The organism is Nocardioides bruguierae (genome assembly GCF_023554635.1).
Taxonomy (GTDB): domain Bacteria; phylum Actinomycetota; class Actinomycetes; order Propionibacteriales; family Nocardioidaceae; genus Nocardioides; species Nocardioides bruguierae.
Genome location: NZ_JAMJPH010000034.1, coordinates 91037 through 107873 on the forward strand (window position 1 = coordinate 91037; position 16837 = coordinate 107873).

The window sequence follows — 16837 nt, forward strand, 5'->3', positions numbered from 1 at the left end:
AGCCGCCGGCACCAACGAACCCGGCATCCAGCACTGGGGCCGCGACCAATGCCTCAGACTCATCGAACGCGTACCAGGTGTCATGCGGGCGGTCCAAACCAGACCCCTCGGTCACCTGTTACTCACTCTCTTCGAGGTCTCCACCAGGTCGCGCCATGACCTTCCTTGAACGCCCTCGCGGCGACGGTCGCTGTATGGGCCTCTCGGCGCGAGTAAGGAACATTTACATTCACTGCACGCCCTGTCGAATGTGATTCCACCCCGTACGCGACCGCTGAGCGACGCATAGCCCTCCGGCCAGACGCGGTCGGCTAGTGCGGACCCAAGAGCGTCGACGTGGACAGACGGTCCTCAGATGGTTCATCCCTCACGACTTTCACGCGGAGCCGCAGCGAAGCATCGACGACGCCTTCAGCGGTCATGAATCGTGCTCGCTCAGCAGAGCGGCGTGTGTTCAACTACCGCATGTGGCTTTAGTCGAGGTGTCTGCGATGCGGCTCGGCGATGCCGAGCCGCTCAAACGCGTGCTTGAAGCGTCTACGGACTTCCCCCAGAACCTTCTGAAGTTCTACGGTCCGGGAGAAAGCCACTACCGCAGGTTGTGTGCACGGGTAGATGGCCAGATTGTCGGAGTGCTGAGCGGATCGTTCGACTCCGACTTCTTCGAAAGCGGCGCATTCGACGCCTTCGACCTGCCGCCAGCCCCGCACGCGTTCCTCGACAGGGTGCACGTGCACGAGTCCGCCCGAGGCGCAGGCGCCGGCAAGGCCCTGGTGATGGAGTACGCGCGGCAGGCCGAGGGGCATGGGTGCACCTTCATCGGCGGGTCGATCGACCTTTCCAGCGATGCCGGCGGTCGCCGAGCGTTCTTCGAGCGGCTCGGGTTCACCATCCGCGCTCACGACAACTTCGGCGCCATGCCGAGCCGGATCCTGACGCCATGACGATGCTCGACCGTCGGAACATCCTGTGGCCCGTCGTCGGCACCGGCCAGGACCGCCGCGCTGCTGAAGGCAGCTGCGGACGGCACGCACATCTCAGGGGGCGCCTCGGAGGTGGTGGAGAAGTACCTGCGGTGGGCCAACGATCAGGTCCGGATGCTGCAGGGACGGGTCTCGCCGGCCGACCTTGACCATCTGGTGCCCACTTGCCGGTACTGGGCGACTATGGTGCTCATCCTCATGGACTCAAACAGGAACGGCATCAAACCTGGTTCGCTTCAGCTCGCAGTAGCGGAAGCTCGTGGTCCTGCATGCCTACGAGTCCTCCACGACCTCCCGGCGGTCGTCGTGGTGTCCAGCCCCTAGAAACCCTACAAAGCCCTAGACCGAGATGTATCGCATTGCCACGGTCTGCTCCTGAGAACCGCGGTAGCACAGCCCTAGAGAGAGCGCGAGTCAGGCGTGGAGTCCGGTGACCGCTTCGTTCACACCGAAGAGGTCACTGGTTCGAACCCAGTATCGCCCACAGAAGAAACCCCAGGCCGTAACGGCCTGGGGTTTCGTCGTTCCGGGGGATGCCCGAGTTGCCCGGGTCGCCGAGCGCCGCTCAGCAGCGCGTGCCCAGCGTCCTGGTGCGCAGGGCGTGGCCGCGGCGCACCTGGCTGCCGTGGTCGATCGGGAAGCCACGGACCCAGTCGTAGATCGCCTGGGTGCGGGGCGCGCGGCGCTGACCGACGCCCACCATGCTGATCCGCGGGGTGAGCGGGACGCCGGGGATGGCCCGCTGGTTCTTCGTGGTGGCGATGGGGGAGCCCTCGTAGAACCACGTGACGTGGTCGCGGCCGACCTCGACGGCGAAGTTGTGCGGCGAGGTCCCTCGGCTCACGCCGCGCTTGGTCCAGGTCCAGGCCTTGTCGGCCCGCGCCGAGGAGGAGCCGACGGTGAGGCGTCCGCCGGTCGCGGTCACCTTCGCGACGGTAATGGCGGTGGCCGAGCACGCGGTGCCGGCGGTGGCCGGCACGAGCTCCATCAGGATCGTGTGCTGGCTGCCGGGCCCGGACTCCTCGACCTGGGAGCGCATGCGGAACTCCCAGCGGCCGTAGGTCTGGGCGTTCCTGCTCAGGGTCAGGGTGGTCGTGCCGTGGGAGCCGTAGGCGTCGCCGCGGTTGTCCCAGCCCGTGTCCAGCTCGACGCCGCCGTTGTGCTTGCTGGCGCGGCCGGTGCCGTCGGAGGTGTCGAGCCACCCGCCCTGGCGGCGCGTGCCCCGGGCCGGGCGACTGGTCAGCGACTCGCCCGACTCCCAGGCGAAGTCGAAGAGCGACGGCGCCCAGCGGTACCGGGTGCTCGCGGTGGGGGTCGCGGCGTTGGTGGCCCGCGCGCTCGGCTCGGCCGCGTCGGTGGAGGCGGTGGAGGAGGCGTCCGTGCTCGGGTCCGCGTCGTCCCGGGAGGCGGCTCCGGAGGAGACCACGTCGACGAGGTGCGGGTAGGAGGGGAACCAGCCGATCCGGTCGCCGTCCTCGTTCCAGTCCCGCTGCACCGCGCGGTAGGCCACGGTGCGGGCGCGGGAGGGTGCCGTCACCTGGAACCTGGCCAGGCCGGCCGAGCCCACGAGGTCGCGGGCCACGGTGCGCCACTCGTCACCACGGACCCGCTGCTGGAGGACGACGGTGCGGCCCGGGATCGGCGGCGGGCCCTGGAAGATGTCGGGGGCGGTGTCGGCCACCACCGTGAACGTCGACCCGGTGGCGACCCGGTCCGAGCCGCCGTCCACCTCGAGGAGGATCTCCTGCCAGCGCGCCTGCATGAGGACGCCGGGGGTCGTGCCGCTGCTGGAGCGCACCCGCCACCGGACGTTCAGCATCGCCGGGGCGGGGAAGGTGAAGGAGAAGGCCCCGGTCCGGCTCGTGCGCCCGACCCGGCCACGCTCGACGTCGGTCCAGGAGTCCCCGGGGCGGCCCATGTGGAACTGGAGCCGTATGTTCTGCACGCCCGACGTGGGCATCCGGCCGCTGAACGTGAGCAGCTGCCCCGCGACGAACACCGACGGCGACACGTCCAGCCGTGCCGCCCGCTCGCCCGAGGTCGCCCTCGCCGCGGTGCCGGTGCTGGTGCCGGTAGTGGGGGTGGGGGAGGCCTGGTCGGCGGCGACGGCGCCACTGCCGAGCCCGGCCAGGAGCAGGCCGGCGGTCGCGAGGAGCGCGACGACCGACCGTGCGGCGGACGAGGGTATGGCGGACGCGGGCGTGGCGGCGCGGCGGCGTCGAGTGGTGCGGAGCAAGAGGGTCCCCCCAGGGAAGCGACGGCGTCGGGTGAGGCCGCTGGCGATGTCTGGTCCAACGGACCGGACGCTGGAACTATGAGTGGTCCGGTCGAGCGAGCCCGGGTGTTTCTCGGGGATTTGTCCTTCGCGGGACGCGCCGCGGCGCGGCGCGCCGTCGTCCCGCTGCGCGGACGCCCCGCCCGGCCGGTGCGAGGGCGAGTGGTCTGATGGGTGTCTCCGGCAACCATCAGTCCGACCGCCGGCCGACGACTCCTGACGAGGTGCGCACCGTGACACTGACCGACTCCACCCGGGCGGCAGCGACGCCGCCCGTCCTCGCGACGCTGCTCGAGCGCCTGCCCGAGGGGCGGGTCGTGACCGATCCCGACGTGATGGCCGGGCTCTCGGCCGACCAGGCGGTCTGGGCCCCGGTGGGGCGGCCTGCGGCCGTCGTCCGGGCGCGGGAGACCGCGGAGGTGCAGACGGTCGTGCGGGCGTGCCTGGAGCACGGGGTACCGGTCGTGGCGCGGGGCGCCGGGACGGGACTCTCGGGTGGGGCCAACGCCCTCGACGGCTGCGTCGTCCTGGCCCTGGACGCGATGGACGAGGTGCTGGAGGTGGACCCGCTGGAGCGGCTGGCCGTCGTCCAGCCCGGCGTCGTGAACGACGACCTGCGTGCCCACGTCGCCGAGCACGGGCTCTGGTACCCGCCGGACCCCGCGAGCTCGCCCTGGTCGACGATCGGCGGCAACGTCTCCACCAACGCCGGTGGCCTGTGCTGCGTGAAGTACGGCGTGACCCGCGACTACGTGATCGGCCTCGAGGTCGTCACCGGCACCGGCGAGGTCGTGCGCCTCGGGCGCCGCACCGCGAAGGGCGTGGCGGGCTACGACCTGCTGGGGCTCATGGTCGGCGCGGAGGGCACCCTCGGCATCGTCACCGAGGTCACCGTCCGCCTGCGCCCGCTGCCGCCGCAGGGCGTCACCGTGGCCGGCTACTTCGACGACTCGGTCTCGGCCGGCGAGGCGGTGCGGGCCGCCACGGCCGCCGGCCTGCGCCCGGCCGCGTTCGAGCTCGTCGACCGGCACTGCCTGCGCGCCGTGGACGCCTGGAAGAACATGGGCCTGGCGGACGAGGCCGACGTGCTGCTCCTGGCGCGGTTCGACGACGGCGGGGCGGCCGCCGAGGCGCACGCCGAGGAGCTGCTGCGCTGCTTCCGCGGCGCCGGCTCGGGGTGGGCCGAGCGCTCGGAGACCGCCGAGGAGGCGGAGATGCTGTTCAGCGCCCGCCGGCTGGCGTTCCCCGCGCTCGAGCGGCTGGGCCCGGTGCTCACCGAGGACGTGTGCGTGCCGATCGCCGCGGTGCCCGAGATGCTCGGGCGGATCGACGCGATCGCGGCCCGGCACGACATCACCATCGCCAACATCGCCCACGTCGGCGACGGCAACCTGCACCCGCTGCTCGTCGCCGACCCGGACGACGCCGGCTCGCAGGAGCGTGCCCAGGCGGCGTTCGAGGAGATCATCAGCGACGCCCTGGCGCTCGGGGGCACCGTCACCGGTGAGCACGGGGTGGGGCTGCTCAAGCGGCACGGCCTCGACCAGGAGCTGAGCCCCGCCGTGCTGGCGATGCACCGCGCCGTGAAGGCCGCGCTCGACCCCGCCGGCGTGCTCAACCCCGGCAAGGTCTTCGAGGTGGCGTCGCCGACGATCTGAGCAAACGGTTGTGAGGATGGCGTGAAGGCGCCTCATCCCGGCCGGGGGTCTGCCGTTTCGGACCGGTGACAGGGACTTTGGTCCCACCCTCACCTCACCAGGAGAACCCCATGCCCGGACGTCGACGACTCTCCCGTGGCCCCCGTCGGCGGTCCGCGGTCGCGGTCAGCGCCGTCGGCGTCCTCGCGGCCTTCGTGGGGAGCTCGCTGCTCGTCTACCAGGCCTCCAGCTCGGCCTACACCTCCACGACCGCCAACGCCGGCAACAGCTGGAGCTCCGGGGTCGTCTCGATCACCGACGACGACACCGGCACCGCGCTGTTCACCGTCAACGGGCTGAAGCCCGGCAGCGCGGGCGAGGCCTGCATCAAGGTCTCCTCGACCTCCACCGTGGCCGGGTCGGTGAAGCTCTACGCCACCGGCTACAGCACGACGAACAACCTCGCCGCGTCCCTCGACCTCACGGTCCAGGAGGGGACGGGCGGCACGTTCCCGTCCTGCGCCGGCTTCGTCTCCTCGAGCACCGCCTACACCGGCACCCTGGCCGGCTTCAGCACGAAGACCTCCTTCGGCACCGGCGTCGGGTCCTGGTCGCTGACCGGCACCCCCACCGAGACCCGGGTCTACCGGATCGCCTACTCCCTCGACGCCGCCGCGCCCGACTCCACCCAGGGCGGCACGGCCGGGCTGGGGTTCACGTGGGAAGCCCAGTCCTCCTGACCCTGGGTCCCGCCCGCACCGGCTGGTGCGCGCTGCTGGTCACCACGGCGGCGCGCGCCGTCCTGGCCGTGCTGGCGGGCCTGGTCGTCTGGTCGGTGCTCCCGGTCGCCCTCGGGTGGCACTCGACCGTCACCGTCTCCGGCTCGATGCTGCCGCGCATCGAGCCCTCGGACGTGGTCGTCTCCGCGCCCCTGGACCCGGGCACCGACCTGCGGGTCGGCTGGATCGTGCTGGTCGACAGCCCGGCGCAGCCGGGGACGCTGCTGGTCCACCGGGTGGTGGAGGTCCGCGACGACGGCTCCGCGATCACCCGTGGTGACGCCAACGCCGAGCCCGACAGCGACCCGGTGGCCCGCGAGGACGTGCTCGGGCTCGCGCGGCTGCGCGTGCCCTACGTGGGGCGCCCCTTCCTGTGGTGGCACGACGGCCACGCGCTGACCCCCGGAGCGGTCGGCACCGGGCTCGGCCTGCTGCTCGTCGTGCTGCTCGCGGGGTGGTACCGCCAGGGCCCCGACGAGGGGGACGGCCAGGACGGCCAGGACGACCGCGCCGACCGCGCCGGCGCGGCCGACCCGACGGGCGCGCCGGACCGGCTCCGTCGTCCCGCGGTCGGGGTGCTCAGCCTGCTGCCCGTGCTGCTGCCCGTGGCCCTGGCCCTGCTCCTGGGCGCGAGCGCCGTGCGCCCCGGCTCCGTGCTGGCGCCGGCCTCGGCGGCCTACCGCTCGACCACCAGCAACGGCCCCAGCTCGGCCACGGCCGCCTGGTACTCCTGCCAGCGCGCGCCGCTCGCGCACGGCCCGGTCCTCGCATGGCGCCTGGACGAGACCGGCGGCACCACCGCGGCGGACGCCTCCGGCACCGGCAACACGGGCACCTACAACGGCAGCCCCACCCTCGCCCAGGCACGCGCCTGCGGCACCGACACCGGCACGTCCGTGCGCCTCGACGGGATCGACGACTTCGTCGTCAGCAAGACCGCCTACACCGCCCCGTCCGTCTACACCGTGGAGCTGTGGTTCAGCACCACGACCACCAGCGGGGGCAAGCTGATCGGGTTCGAGTCCGGCACCACCGCCTGGGGCTGGTCGTACGACCGGATGGTCTACATGCGCAACGACGGCCGCCTCGTCTTCGGCGCCGGCCCGAGCATCACGGTCGCCTCGAGCGCCGCCTACAACGACGGCGCCTGGCACCACGTCGCCGCGACCATGTCCGCCGCCGGGATGCGGCTCTACGTCGACGGAGCTCAGGTCGGCTCCTCGACCAACACCGTCTCGCAGAGCTTCTCCGGGTACTGGCGGATCGGCTCCGGCGGCCTCAGCGGCTGGCCGGGCACTCCGTCCAGCGAGAAGTTCGCCGGGTACGTCGACGACGTCGCCGTCTACCACGCGGCCCTCACCGCCACGCAGGTCGCAGGCCACCACGCCGCCCGCTACTGAGCCGCGACCTCCGCCGCGCACAGCAGCAGGGCGTCGCGGCCCAGGACGAGCCGCGAGTGCTCACGCAGCCGCAGGCCGTGCGGCGCGAGCAGGTCGGCGACCCGCGCCGGGGTGCTGAAGGGCTCGTGCCGACGCTCGAACCCCTGCGGCAGCGCCGGGTCGCGTCGCGGGGCCGTCCGAGGCCCGTCGACGGCGTCGGCGAAGGTGGCCGTGACCACCAGGCCGTCGGGGCGCAGGACGCGGCGCCAGTGCCGCACGGCCGCCTCCGGCTCCGGCAGGAGGTGCGGTGCGGTCACGCACGTGAGGACGTCGACGACGCCGCCGGCCACGGGCAGCCGCGAGGCGTCACCGCGCAGCAGCCCGGCGGTCGGCAGGTGGGCCCGTGCCACGGCCAGCATGGCGGGGGAGAGGTCCACCCCCACGAGCCGGTCGTCGGCCCCCGCCCCCGGCACCTGCAGCGCCCGCAGCGCCAGGCCCGTCCCGGTGGCGACGTCGAGCACGACCCGGCCGGGCCGCGGCTCCGGTCGTCGTGACCGCACCAGCGAGGCCACCGCGGCGACGAGGTCGTGGTGCATGGCGCTCTCGTCGTAGGTGTCGGCGCGGGCGTCGTAGTGCGCGCGGACGGCGGCGCGCTGCCGGGTCGGTTCCACCGCCCCATCATCCCCGTCCGTCGAGGCCACCGGCTGGCGCCCGCCGGCGCCGCGCGGGAGGGTGGTGGGCATGGACGAGACCACCGGCGCCCGCATCGACTCCCGGCTCGGCTCCCGGGTCGACCCCCTCGTCGACCCCGAGCGGGAGGCCACGGCACCGGACCCGACGCGCGACCTCCTGCTGGCCTGGCTGGGCTCCAAGCGACGGCACGTGCGCGCCCAGGTGGCGGAGATGACCCCGCACGACCGGCGTGCGGCACGGCTGCCGTCGGGCTGGACGCCGCTGGGCCTCGTCCAGCACCTGACGCGGGACGTGGAGACGTACTGGTTCGCGCACGCGCTGGCCGGGGAGGACGTCGACCTCCCGGTCGGGCACGCCGGCTGGGAGGTGGCCGAGGACGCCGACGACGTGGCCCTGCTGGCGGCCTACGACCACGCCTGCGTGCACAGCGACGAGGTCGTCCGCACCCTCGACCTCGACGACCCGCCCGCGCGACCCACCGGCGTGCCCTACGCCAGCGTGCACGAGGTGCTGCTGCACGTGCTGGTGGAGACCGCCACCCACGCGGGCCACCTCGACGCCGTCCGCGAGCTCGCCGACGGCCACCAGCGGCTGGTGCTGGACGCCCCCGACGAGGGCTGAGCGCGTCAGTCGGTCTCGGCGAGCGCCTCGGCCGCGGCCAGCAGGAGGGCGTCGCCACCGCGTCGTCCGGTGAGCATCGCGCCGACGGGCAGACCGTCCTCGTGGCTGTGGCCGGCCGGCAGCGACAGGGCGGGCAGCCCGGCCATGTTCGCCACGACCGTCCAGCAGTCGGTGTAGGGGGCCAGGGCCGGGTCGGTGATCCCCTCGGCGCCGCCGGGGGTGGACAGCGCCGAGAGCAGCGGAGCGGTCGTGGGCATCGTGGGGGAGACGAGCAGGTCGACGTCCTCCAGCGCCCGCTCGAGCGCCAGCCGCAGCCGACGTCGGACGAGGCGGGCCCGCTCGAGCGTCGGGCTGCCGGCCGCCAGCGTGCGGCCGTCGCGGTGCCGCCGCACCACGTGGGCGCCGGCGCGTCCGGTGGCCACCCACGGCGCCACCACGGGCGCCACGAGCACCGACGTCACGACCAGGTAGGCCTCGAGCGCCTCGCGGGCCTGGGGCACCGAGACCGGCACCAGCTCGGCGCCGGCCTCCTCGGCGCGCGCCAGCAGGGCGGCGACGCGCTCGCGCACCCCCGCGGAGTTCGGCAGCTCGCCGAGCTCGCGGACGACGCCCAGGCGCAGCCCGTCGAGGACCGGCGAGCCCAGGCCGAGGCGCTGCTCGACGTCCGCGCGGTGCTCGTCGTCGCCGTGCCCGGCCAGCACCGCGAGGACGAGGGTGGCCGTGGCTGCGTCCCGGGTCAGCGGGCCGACCCGGTCGAACCCACGGGCGTAGGGCACCACGCCGGCGGCGCTCACCAGGCCGGGGGTCGGCGCGAGGCCGACGATCCCGCACTGCGCGGCGGGCTCGCGCACGGAGCCGCCGGTGTCGGTGCCCAGGGCGAACGAGACCAGCCCGGCCGCCACGGCCACGGCGCTGCCGCCCGAGCTGCCGCCGGGGGAGCGCTGCGGGTCCCACGGGTTGTGCGCCGGGCCGGTCGCCGCGGTCACGGTGGAGGCGCCCATGGCCAGCTCGTCCATCGTCGTCCGCCCCAGCAGCACCGCGCCGGCGGCGCGCAGGCGGGCGACGGCGGCGGCGTCGCGGGCCGCCGGGCGGCCCGTGTGCGCCAGCGAGCCGCAGGCGGTCACCTCGCCGGCGACGTCCACGTTGTCCTTGACCGCGAACACCACGCCCGCCAGCGGGCCCGGGTCGACGCCCCGGGCCACCGCGTCGTCCACGTCCCGGGCCTGCGCCCGGGCGCGCTCGACGTCCAGGTGCACGAACGCGTGCAGCACGGGGTCGTGCACGGCCGTGCGGGCCAGGTGCGCCTCCAGCACGGAGGTCGCCGTCACCACGCCCTCGCGCACGGCGGTGGCCACGCGTGCGGCGGGCCAGCCGGCCGGGCCGTCGTGCGGGCCGACCACGGTGTCCGGGCGCGGACGCAGGGGCGGCGGGGCCGCGGTGCCGCGCCGACCTGCGTCAGGAGGAGCCAGGGTCATGCGGAGATGATGACTCAGCCAGCGCACAGACGCGTTCCGCCCGTGTTGCGCCCGTGTGGCGCCACCGGCGGAGTGCAGCCCGGTCAGACCGTGGCGAAACGCCCCAGCACCTGCTCGGCCCGGGTGCCGCCGGGGTGCTCGGCGAACACCCGCTGGTAGCCCAGCTCCTCGCGGGAGCGGGCCGGCGGCAGCCCCTCGAAGCGGACGTCGCCCCACTCCTCCTCGGGCACGAACGCCGCCGCCTGGCGGGCCATCACCGCGCCGGTGCCGGAGCCGTCCCCGAACTGCTCCTTGCGCCGCCACAGCACGTGCTCGGGCAGCCAGCCCTCGAAGGCCTCGCGCAGGATCGCCTTCTCCTGGGCGCGGGCCTGGTGGTCCTGCCCGAGGCTCTTCCACGCCAGCGGCACCCGTTGCGCGGTCTCGAGCAGCTCGCGGGACAGGAACGGCACCCGCGCCTCCAGGCCGTGCGCCATGGAGGTGCGGTCGGCGCGCTGGAGGTTGAGGTGGTGGAGCACCTCGATGCCCTCGACCAGCGCGTCGGCCAGCGCCTCGGGCTCCAGGTCGCGCAGGTGGTGGTAGCCGGCGAACAGCTCGTCGGCGCCCTCGCCGGTGAGCACCACCTTCACGTGCTGCGCGGCGAGCTCGGAGAGCAGGTGGTTGGGCACAGCGCTGCGCACCAGGGTCGGCTCGTAGGACTCGATCGTCCGGACGACCTCGGGCAGCGCCTCGAGCACGTCGGCGTCGTCGTAGACCCGCTCGTGGTGCTCGGTGCCCAGGTACGCGGCCACCTCGCGGGCGGCGACCAGGTCGGGGGAGCCGGGGGTCCCGGCTGCGAACGACCGGATCACCTGGCCCGGCTCGGCCAGTCGCACCATCACCGCGGCGACGATGCTGGAGTCCAGCCCGCCGGAGAGGAGCACGCCCACGGGGACGTCGGCCATCATCCGCGCCCGGACGGACTCGACCACGGACTCCCTGATCGCCTCGTGCGCCTCCTCGCGGGTGGTGAACGAGGGGCCGATGCCGGCCCCGTCGCCCAGCGGGTCGTGCCGCAGGTCGGCGAAGGAGACGAGCCCGTCGGTGCTGCTCCAGTGGTGACCGGGCGGGAACTCCTCCACGCGGGGGCGTGCCTCGGCGGGGAAGGCCTGGATCTCGGAGGCGACCAGCAGCCGGTCGTCGTGCTCGGCCCAGTACAGCGGCTTCACGCCCAGCGGGTCGCGACCCAGCACGAGGCCGCCGTCCTCGTCGGCGACGGCGGCGGCCCACATGCCCTTGAGCCGGTGCAGGCCGTCGGTGCCGAGCCGGTCGAGCACGTGCAGGACGATCTCGGAGTCGCTGTGGGTGGCGAAGAGGGCGTCCTCGGCCACGCCGTCCTCGGCGGCGAACCGGGCGCGCAGGTCGGCGTGGTTGTAGATCTCGCCGTTGGCGGCCACCCAGCGGCTCCCGGAGACCGCTTCGCAGGTCAGCGGCTGGCGGCCGCCGGCCAGGTCGACGATCGAGAGACGGGTGTGCCCCAGCCAGGTCGGTCCGACCTGCCGGTCGTCGCGGCCGTCGGGGCCGCGGTGGTGGAGCGCGTCCAGCATCCGCCGGCCGATCGCTCGTCCCTCCTCCAGCCTCTCCGGGGTCGGACGACGGTCGTGGACAGCGGCGATGCCGCACATGCGAGGGCTCCTCGGTCGGGGACGGGTGGCGGCCGTCGACGCTAGACCCGGGCCGGGCGCGGGGGCACACCCGGGCCGCCGGGTCGCACCTGCGGATATCCGCGTGCGCCGCACCCCACGGGCCCGGATAGCCTGTCCTGCGGGCCGGCGCCGCCGCCGTCCCGTGATCACCGCACCCGAACCAAGGAGCACCTCGTGTCCGACCTGACGATCGTCCTCGTGAACGCCGACGCGCGTGAGGAACGGACCGTCACGACCGGCACGAAGGCCTGGGAGCTCTTCACCGAGAGCCCGGACGTGATCGCCGCCCGTGTCGCCGGTGCGCTGAAGGACCTCTCCTACGAGCTGGCCGACGGCGACGAGGTCGAGGGCGTGGAGATCTCCAGCCCCGACGGCCTCGACATCCTGCGCCACTCCACCGCGCACGTCATGGCCCAGGCCGTGCAGCAGATCTTCCCCGAGGCCAAGCTCGGCATCGGCCCGCCGGTGACCGACGGCTTCTACTACGACTTCGACGTCGAGACCCCGTTCGTGCCCGAGGACCTGGTCAAGATCGAGTCGGCGATGCGCAAGATCGTGAAGGAGAACCAGCGCTTCGAGCGCCGGCCCGTCTCCGACCACGACGCCATCGCCGAGCTCAAGGACGAGCCGTACAAGATCGAGCTGATCGGCCTGAAGGGCTCCGGCAACGCGGAGGACGCCGCCGAGGGTGCGGCCGTCGAGGTCGGCGCCGGCGAGCTGACGATCTACGACAACATCAACCGCAAGGGCGAGGCCGCCTGGGGCGACCTGTGCCGTGGCCCGCACCTGCCCACCACCAAGCGCATCCCCGCCTTCAAGCTGATGCGCTCGGCGGCCGCCTACTGGCGCGGCGACGAGAAGAACAAGCAGCTCCAGCGCATCTACGGCACCGCATGGCCCTCCAAGGAGGAGCTGGCCGGCTACCTCGAGCGCCTGGAGGAGGCCGAGCGCCGCGACCACCGCAAGCTGGGCCGCGAGCTGGACCTCTTCTCCTTCCCCGACGAGCTCGGCTCCGGCCTGCCCGTCTTCCACCCCAAGGGCGGCGTGGTGAAGCGGGAGATGGAGGACTACGTGCGCCGGCGCCACGTGGAGGAGGGCTTCTCCTACGTGGGCACCCCGCACATCTCCAAGGACGGGCTGTTCCACACCTCCGGCCACCTGCCGTACTACGCCGACACGATGTTCCCGCCGATGGAGCTCGAGGGCGCGAAGTACCAGCTCAAGGCCATGAGCTGCCCGATGCACAACCTGATCTTCTCCTCGCGCGGCCGCTCCTACCGCGAGCTGCCGCTGCGGCTGTTCGAGTTCGGCACCGTCTACCGGTACGAGAAGTCCGGCGTCGTCCACGGCCTGACCCGCGTGCGCGGCCTGACCCAGGACGACTCCCACTCCTACGTGACCCCGGAGCAGGCCCCGGGCGAGATCAAGCACCTGCTCGACTTCGTCCTCGGCGTGCTGAAGGACTTCGGGCTCGACGACTTCTACCTCGAGCTGTCCACCCGCGACGCGGACAACGCGAAGTTCATCGGCTCCGACGAGCAGTGGGAGACCGCGACCTCGATCCTCGAGCAGGTGGCGGTCGAGTCCGGCCTCGAGCTCGTGCCCGACCCGGGCGGCGCCGCGTTCTACGGCCCGAAGATCTCCGTGCAGGCCCGCGACGCCATCGGCCGCACCTGGCAGATGTCGACGATCCAGTACGACTTCAACCAGCCCGAGCGCTTCGGGCTGGAGTACCAGGCCGCCGACGGCACCCGTCAGCAGCCGGTGATGATCCACTCGGCCAAGTTCGGCTCCATCGAGCGGTTCCTCGGCGTGCTCACCGAGCACTACGCCGGCGCGTTCCCTCCGTGGCTCGCCCCGGTGCAGGTCGAGGCGATCCCGATCGCCGAGCGGCACAACGAGTACCTCACCGAGATCGCCGCGCGCATGACCAAGCAGGGCCTGCGCGTCGAGGTGGACGACTCCGACGACCGCATGCAGAAGAAGATCCGCAACGCGCAGCTGCAGAAGGTGCCGTTCATGATGATCGCCGGCGACGCCGACATCGAGGCCGGCGCCGTCTCCTTCCGCTACCGCGACGGCCGCCAGGACAACGGCGTGCCGGTGGACGAGGCGATCCAGCGCGTCCTCGACGCCGTCGCCGGCCGCGTGCAGGTCTGACCCGCACCACCTCGCAACACCCGCGCCACCACCAGCAGCGCCCCGGACCACTCGGTCCGGGGCGCTGCTGCGTCCGGCCCCCGGTGATCGAGGTGCGAGGCCGGCCACGGCCGAGCCTCGAGATCGCCGCACCTGCACAGCGGCCGGGTCGATACGGACTGAATGCGACACGCTGTCGCACCCAACCATTTACAAGCGACACCGTGTCGCATTAACGTCGTCGTGTCAGTTCCGCTCCCTCAGCAACCCGAACGTCCCGAGGTGACCCGCGATGACCACCACCCCCCTGCGACCGACCGGTCCCGAGACCCCCCTCTTCGACGAGCACGGCGCGCTGGACGAGCGCGCGCTGGAGAAGCTGGGCTACGAGCAGCGCCTGATGACGCTGTCGGAGGCCTCGGTCGACCACCACTTCGACGCCTTCACCGACATCGACTGGGACGACCCGGCCCTGGCCGTCCGTGACGACGACCCGCGCTGGAAGCTGCCCGAGGCCGACGTGCTCGGCGGCACCGACTGGTACCGCTCGCTGCCCGAGGCCGAGCAGATCCGCATCGGCCTCTACCGCCAGGCCTGCGTGGCCAAGGTGGGCCTCCAGTTCGAGCAGCTGCTCATCAGCGGCATCATGAACTTCACCTTCGCCCTGCCCAACGGCAGCCCGGAGTTCCGCTACTCCACGCACGAGGCGACGGAGGAGTGCCACCACACACAGATGTTCCAGCAGCTCGTGAACCGCACGGGCGCGGACGTGGACGGCGGCACCCGCTTCTTCCGCGCCACCGCGATGCTGCTGCCGCTGGTGGCCCGCAAGTACCCCGCCATCTTCTTCTGGGGCGTGCTCGCCGGCGAGGAGCCGATCGACCACGCGCAGAAGGCCGTGCTGCGCGCCGGGGAGAACACCCACCCGCTGCTGCGTCGGATCATGCAGATCCACGTGGCGGAGGAGGCCCGCCACATCGGCTTCGCCCACCAGTACCTGGAGCACACCTCCGCGAAGCTGGGCCGTGGCGAGCGCTTCGTCATGTCGCTGCTGGTGCCGGTGCTGATGCGCTGGCTGTGCAACGAGATCGTCGTGCCGAGCAAGAAGGCGCAGCGCGACATGGGCATCCCGGCCGACGTGATGAAGCAGGTCTACTGGCGCCAGCCGGCGTCGAGGAAGTTCCTGCGCGACCTCTTCGCCGACGTCCGCATGCTCGCGGAGTCCACCGGGATCATGAACCCGCTGGCCCGCCGCATCTGGCGCCTGCTCGGCATCGACGGCCGCCCCTCCCGGTTCCGCAGCGAGCCGGCCTCGGCCGCGGCCTGACGCGACCGAGCAGATCCCGAGACCCGAGGTACACCGCCGTGCCCTACGTCGTCACCCGCGCCTGCTGCGCCGACGCCTCCTGCGTCGTGGCCTGCCCGGTCAACTGTCTCCACCCGGCCCCGGGCGAGCCCGGCTTCGCCGAGGCCGAGATGCTGCACGTCGACCCCGACGCCTGCGTGGGGTGCGGCGCGTGCGCCACGGCCTGCCCGGTCGACGCGATCAAGCCGCACACCCAGCTGAGCCTGGCCGAGATGCCGTTCCTCGAGGCCAACGCCGCCTACTTCGAGACCAACCCGCACCCCGACCGCACCCCGGTGGCGCGGGTGCCCGAGCAGCGCCGGTTGCGCAGCGGCCGCCCCGTCCGCGTGGCCGTGGTGGGGGCCGGCCCCGCCGGCCTCTACGCCGCCGACGACCTGCTGCGGCACCCCGAGGTCAGCGTCGACGTGCTCGACCGGCTGCCCACCCCGCACGGGCTGGTGCGCGCGGGCGTCGCGCCCGACCACCCCGACACCAAGCGGGTGCAGCGGCTGTTCGAGCGCATCGAGTCCCAGCCGGGGTTCCGCTACCTGCTCGGGGTGAGCGTCGGCACCGACGAGGACGTGGCGGCCGAGCGCGCCGACGTGAGCGCCGCCGAGCTGCGCGAGCACTACGACGCCGTGGTCTGGGCCGTGGGGGCCGCCTCCGACAAGCGCCTGGGCATCCCCGGCGAGGATCTCGACGGCAGCGTCTCCGCGACGGAGCTGGTCGGTTGGTACAACGGCCACCCCGACCTGGTCGACCTGCCCGTCGACCTGGCGTCGCCGCGGGGCGGCCCGGGGGAGGAGCCGGACGACGGCGGCAGCCGCGCGGTCGTCGTGGGCACCGGCAACGTCGCCCTGGACGTGGCCCGCGTGCTGACCGCCGACCCCGCTCGCCTGCGCGCCACCGACGTGGCCGGTCTTGCGTGGGCCGAGCTCGCGTCCTCCACGGTCACCGAGGTGGTCGTGCTGGGCCGCCGCGGACCCGCCGAGGCCGCCTTCTCCCTTCCGGAGATCCTCGGGCTGGAGGTTCTCGCCGCGCCCGAGGACGGGATCGACGTCCTCCTCGAGACCGGTGCGTGGCCGCTGCCGGCCGCCGACACCCCGCGCGGTCGGGCCCTGGCCCGCCTGGCGGCCGCCCGGCCACGCGGCCCGCTGCCGGACGGCCGACCGCGGCGCCGGGTCGTGCTGCGCACCGGAGCGGTGCCCGTCGCCGTCCTGGGCGAGGAGCGGGTGCGCGCCGTCGAGGTCGAGACCACCCGGCCCGCAGCCGACGGTCGTCCGCTGCCCACCGGCGAGGTCTCACTGCTGCCCGCCCGCCTGCTGGTACGGGCCGTCGGCTGGTTCGGCCGCCCCGTGGCGGACCTCCCGCACGACGAGGAGACCGGCGCCGTCGTCCACGAGGACGGCAGCGTCGCGGCACGCCCCCAGGACTTCGTCGTGGGGTGGGCCAAGCGTGGCCCCCGCGGCACCATCGGCGCGAACAAGGCGTGCGCCCAGGAGACGGTGTCCTCGTTGCTGGACCGCCTGGACGCGGTCACCCACCGCGTCGCCGGTGCCGGTGCCGCGGGCCTCGACGACCTGCTCGCCGACCGTGGCGTGGAGGTCGTGGACCTCGCCGGCTGGCGCGCGATCGACGCCGAGGAGCGCCGCCGCGGGCAGGCCGCAGGCCGTGCCCGCTGCAAGGTGGTCGAGCCCGAGGAGATGCTGCGGCTGGCCCGCCGGGCCGCCTCCGCACCTGCCCACCGCGAGGGACTCCTGGGCCGGTACGCTCGCAGGCGGCGCCGGTCCGTCCCTACGGGCTGAGCAGGCGGGACGTCCCGCCGCGGG

At 73.5% G+C, this 16837-nt stretch carries 12 protein-coding genes and 1 tRNA gene; 9 read left to right on the forward strand and 4 right to left on the reverse strand.

Annotation, left to right across the window (positions count from 1 at the left end):
* The first annotated feature begins 491 nt into the window (after positions 1-491).
* Together M8316_RS18295 and M8316_RS18300 are read left to right on the forward strand one after the other, a co-directional pair.
* Positions 492-944: a GNAT family N-acetyltransferase gene (locus M8316_RS18295; protein WP_250057034.1), complete on the forward strand. Its 453-nt coding sequence runs from the start codon at positions 492-494 to the stop codon at positions 942-944.
* 448 nt (positions 945-1392) lie between these two features.
* Positions 1393-1467 (forward strand) — tRNA-Val (locus tag M8316_RS18300).
* Positions 1468-1548: 81 nt separating this feature from the next.
* On the opposite strand, the gene M8316_RS18305 is transcribed toward M8316_RS18300, so the two are convergent.
* Positions 1549-3219: a hypothetical protein gene (locus tag M8316_RS18305; RefSeq protein ID WP_250057036.1), complete on the reverse strand. Its 1671-nt coding sequence runs from the start codon at positions 3217-3219 to the stop codon at positions 1549-1551.
* A 272-nt stretch (positions 3220-3491) separates the two neighbouring features.
* Between M8316_RS18305 and M8316_RS18310 the strand changes: the two genes are divergently transcribed.
* The 3 genes from M8316_RS18310 (at position 3492) to M8316_RS18320 (ending at position 7074) form a co-directional block, all read left to right on the forward strand.
* Positions 3492-4916 (forward strand): FAD-binding oxidoreductase, encoded by a 1425-nt coding sequence (locus M8316_RS18310; RefSeq protein ID WP_250057045.1) that lies wholly within the window; start codon positions 3492-3494, stop codon positions 4914-4916.
* Between the two features lie 110 nt (positions 4917-5026).
* Complete coding sequence (locus tag M8316_RS18315; protein WP_250057047.1) at positions 5027-5635, forward strand: hypothetical protein; 609 nt, start codon at positions 5027-5029, stop codon at positions 5633-5635.
* Positions 5614-7074, forward strand: a complete 1461-nt coding sequence (locus M8316_RS18320) for a signal peptidase I (protein ID WP_250057057.1) — start codon at positions 5614-5616, stop codon at positions 7072-7074. Before M8316_RS18315 ends, M8316_RS18320 begins: the two co-directional genes overlap by 22 nt.
* Here the strand turns inward: M8316_RS18320 and M8316_RS18325 are convergent.
* The gene (locus M8316_RS18325; protein WP_250057058.1) at positions 7068-7724 is read right to left on the reverse strand and encodes a class I SAM-dependent methyltransferase; all 657 of its coding nucleotides are present in this window, start codon (positions 7722-7724) and stop codon (positions 7068-7070) included. The two genes, M8316_RS18320 and M8316_RS18325, sit on opposite strands and share 7 nt — an antisense overlap.
* A 70-nt stretch (positions 7725-7794) precedes the next feature.
* Between M8316_RS18325 and M8316_RS18330 the strand changes: the two genes are divergently transcribed.
* A complete protein-coding gene (locus M8316_RS18330; RefSeq protein ID WP_250057060.1) occupies positions 7795-8367 on the forward strand; it encodes a mycothiol transferase in 573 nt (190 codons plus the stop codon).
* A 5-nt stretch (positions 8368-8372) separates the two neighbouring features.
* Here the strand turns inward: M8316_RS18330 and M8316_RS18335 are convergent, their stop codons facing one another.
* A complete protein-coding gene (locus M8316_RS18335) occupies positions 8373-9842 on the reverse strand; it encodes an amidase (protein WP_250057062.1) in 1470 nt (489 codons plus the stop codon).
* An 83-nt stretch (positions 9843-9925) separates the two neighbouring features.
* Entirely contained in the window at positions 9926-11503 is a 1578-nt protein-coding gene (gene asnB, locus M8316_RS18340; protein ID WP_250057064.1) for an asparagine synthase (glutamine-hydrolyzing), read from the reverse strand.
* A gap of 195 nt (positions 11504-11698) precedes the next feature.
* Between asnB and thrS the strand changes: the two genes are divergently transcribed.
* The 3 genes from thrS (at position 11699) to M8316_RS18355 (ending at position 16813) form a co-directional block, all read left to right on the forward strand.
* Positions 11699-13684 carry a threonine--tRNA ligase gene (gene thrS, locus M8316_RS18345; RefSeq protein ID WP_250057066.1) on the forward strand — a complete coding sequence of 662 codons (1986 nt, stop codon included), beginning with the start codon at positions 11699-11701 and terminating at the stop codon, positions 13682-13684.
* A 271-nt stretch (positions 13685-13955) separates the two neighbouring features.
* Positions 13956-14990, forward strand: coding sequence for an AurF N-oxygenase family protein (locus M8316_RS18350; RefSeq protein WP_250057068.1), 1035 nt, complete (start codon positions 13956-13958; stop codon positions 14988-14990).
* Positions 14991-15028: 38 nt separating this feature from the next.
* Positions 15029-16813, forward strand: coding sequence for an FAD-dependent oxidoreductase (locus tag M8316_RS18355; protein WP_250057077.1), 1785 nt, complete (start codon positions 15029-15031; stop codon positions 16811-16813).
* Positions 16814-16837: the final 24 nt, after the last annotated feature.

Coding starts and splice junctions, on each gene's coding strand:
- M8316_RS18295 (WP_250057034.1), top strand. CDS start 492: ATGCGGCTCGGCGATGCCGAGCCGCTCAAACGCGTGCTTGAAGCGTCT.
- M8316_RS18315 (WP_250057047.1), top strand. CDS start 5,027: ATGCCCGGACGTCGACGACTCTCCCGTGGCCCCCGTCGGCGGTCCGCG.
- M8316_RS18330 (WP_250057060.1), top strand. CDS start 7,795: ATGGACGAGACCACCGGCGCCCGCATCGACTCCCGGCTCGGCTCCCGG.
- M8316_RS18335 (WP_250057062.1), bottom strand. CDS start 9,842: ATGACCCTGGCTCCTCCTGACGCAGGTCGGCGCGGCACCGCGGCCCCG.
- asnB (WP_250057064.1), bottom strand. CDS start 11,503: ATGTGCGGCATCGCCGCTGTCCACGACCGTCGTCCGACCCCGGAGAGG.
- M8316_RS18350 (WP_250057068.1), top strand. CDS start 13,956: ATGACCACCACCCCCCTGCGACCGACCGGTCCCGAGACCCCCCTCTTC.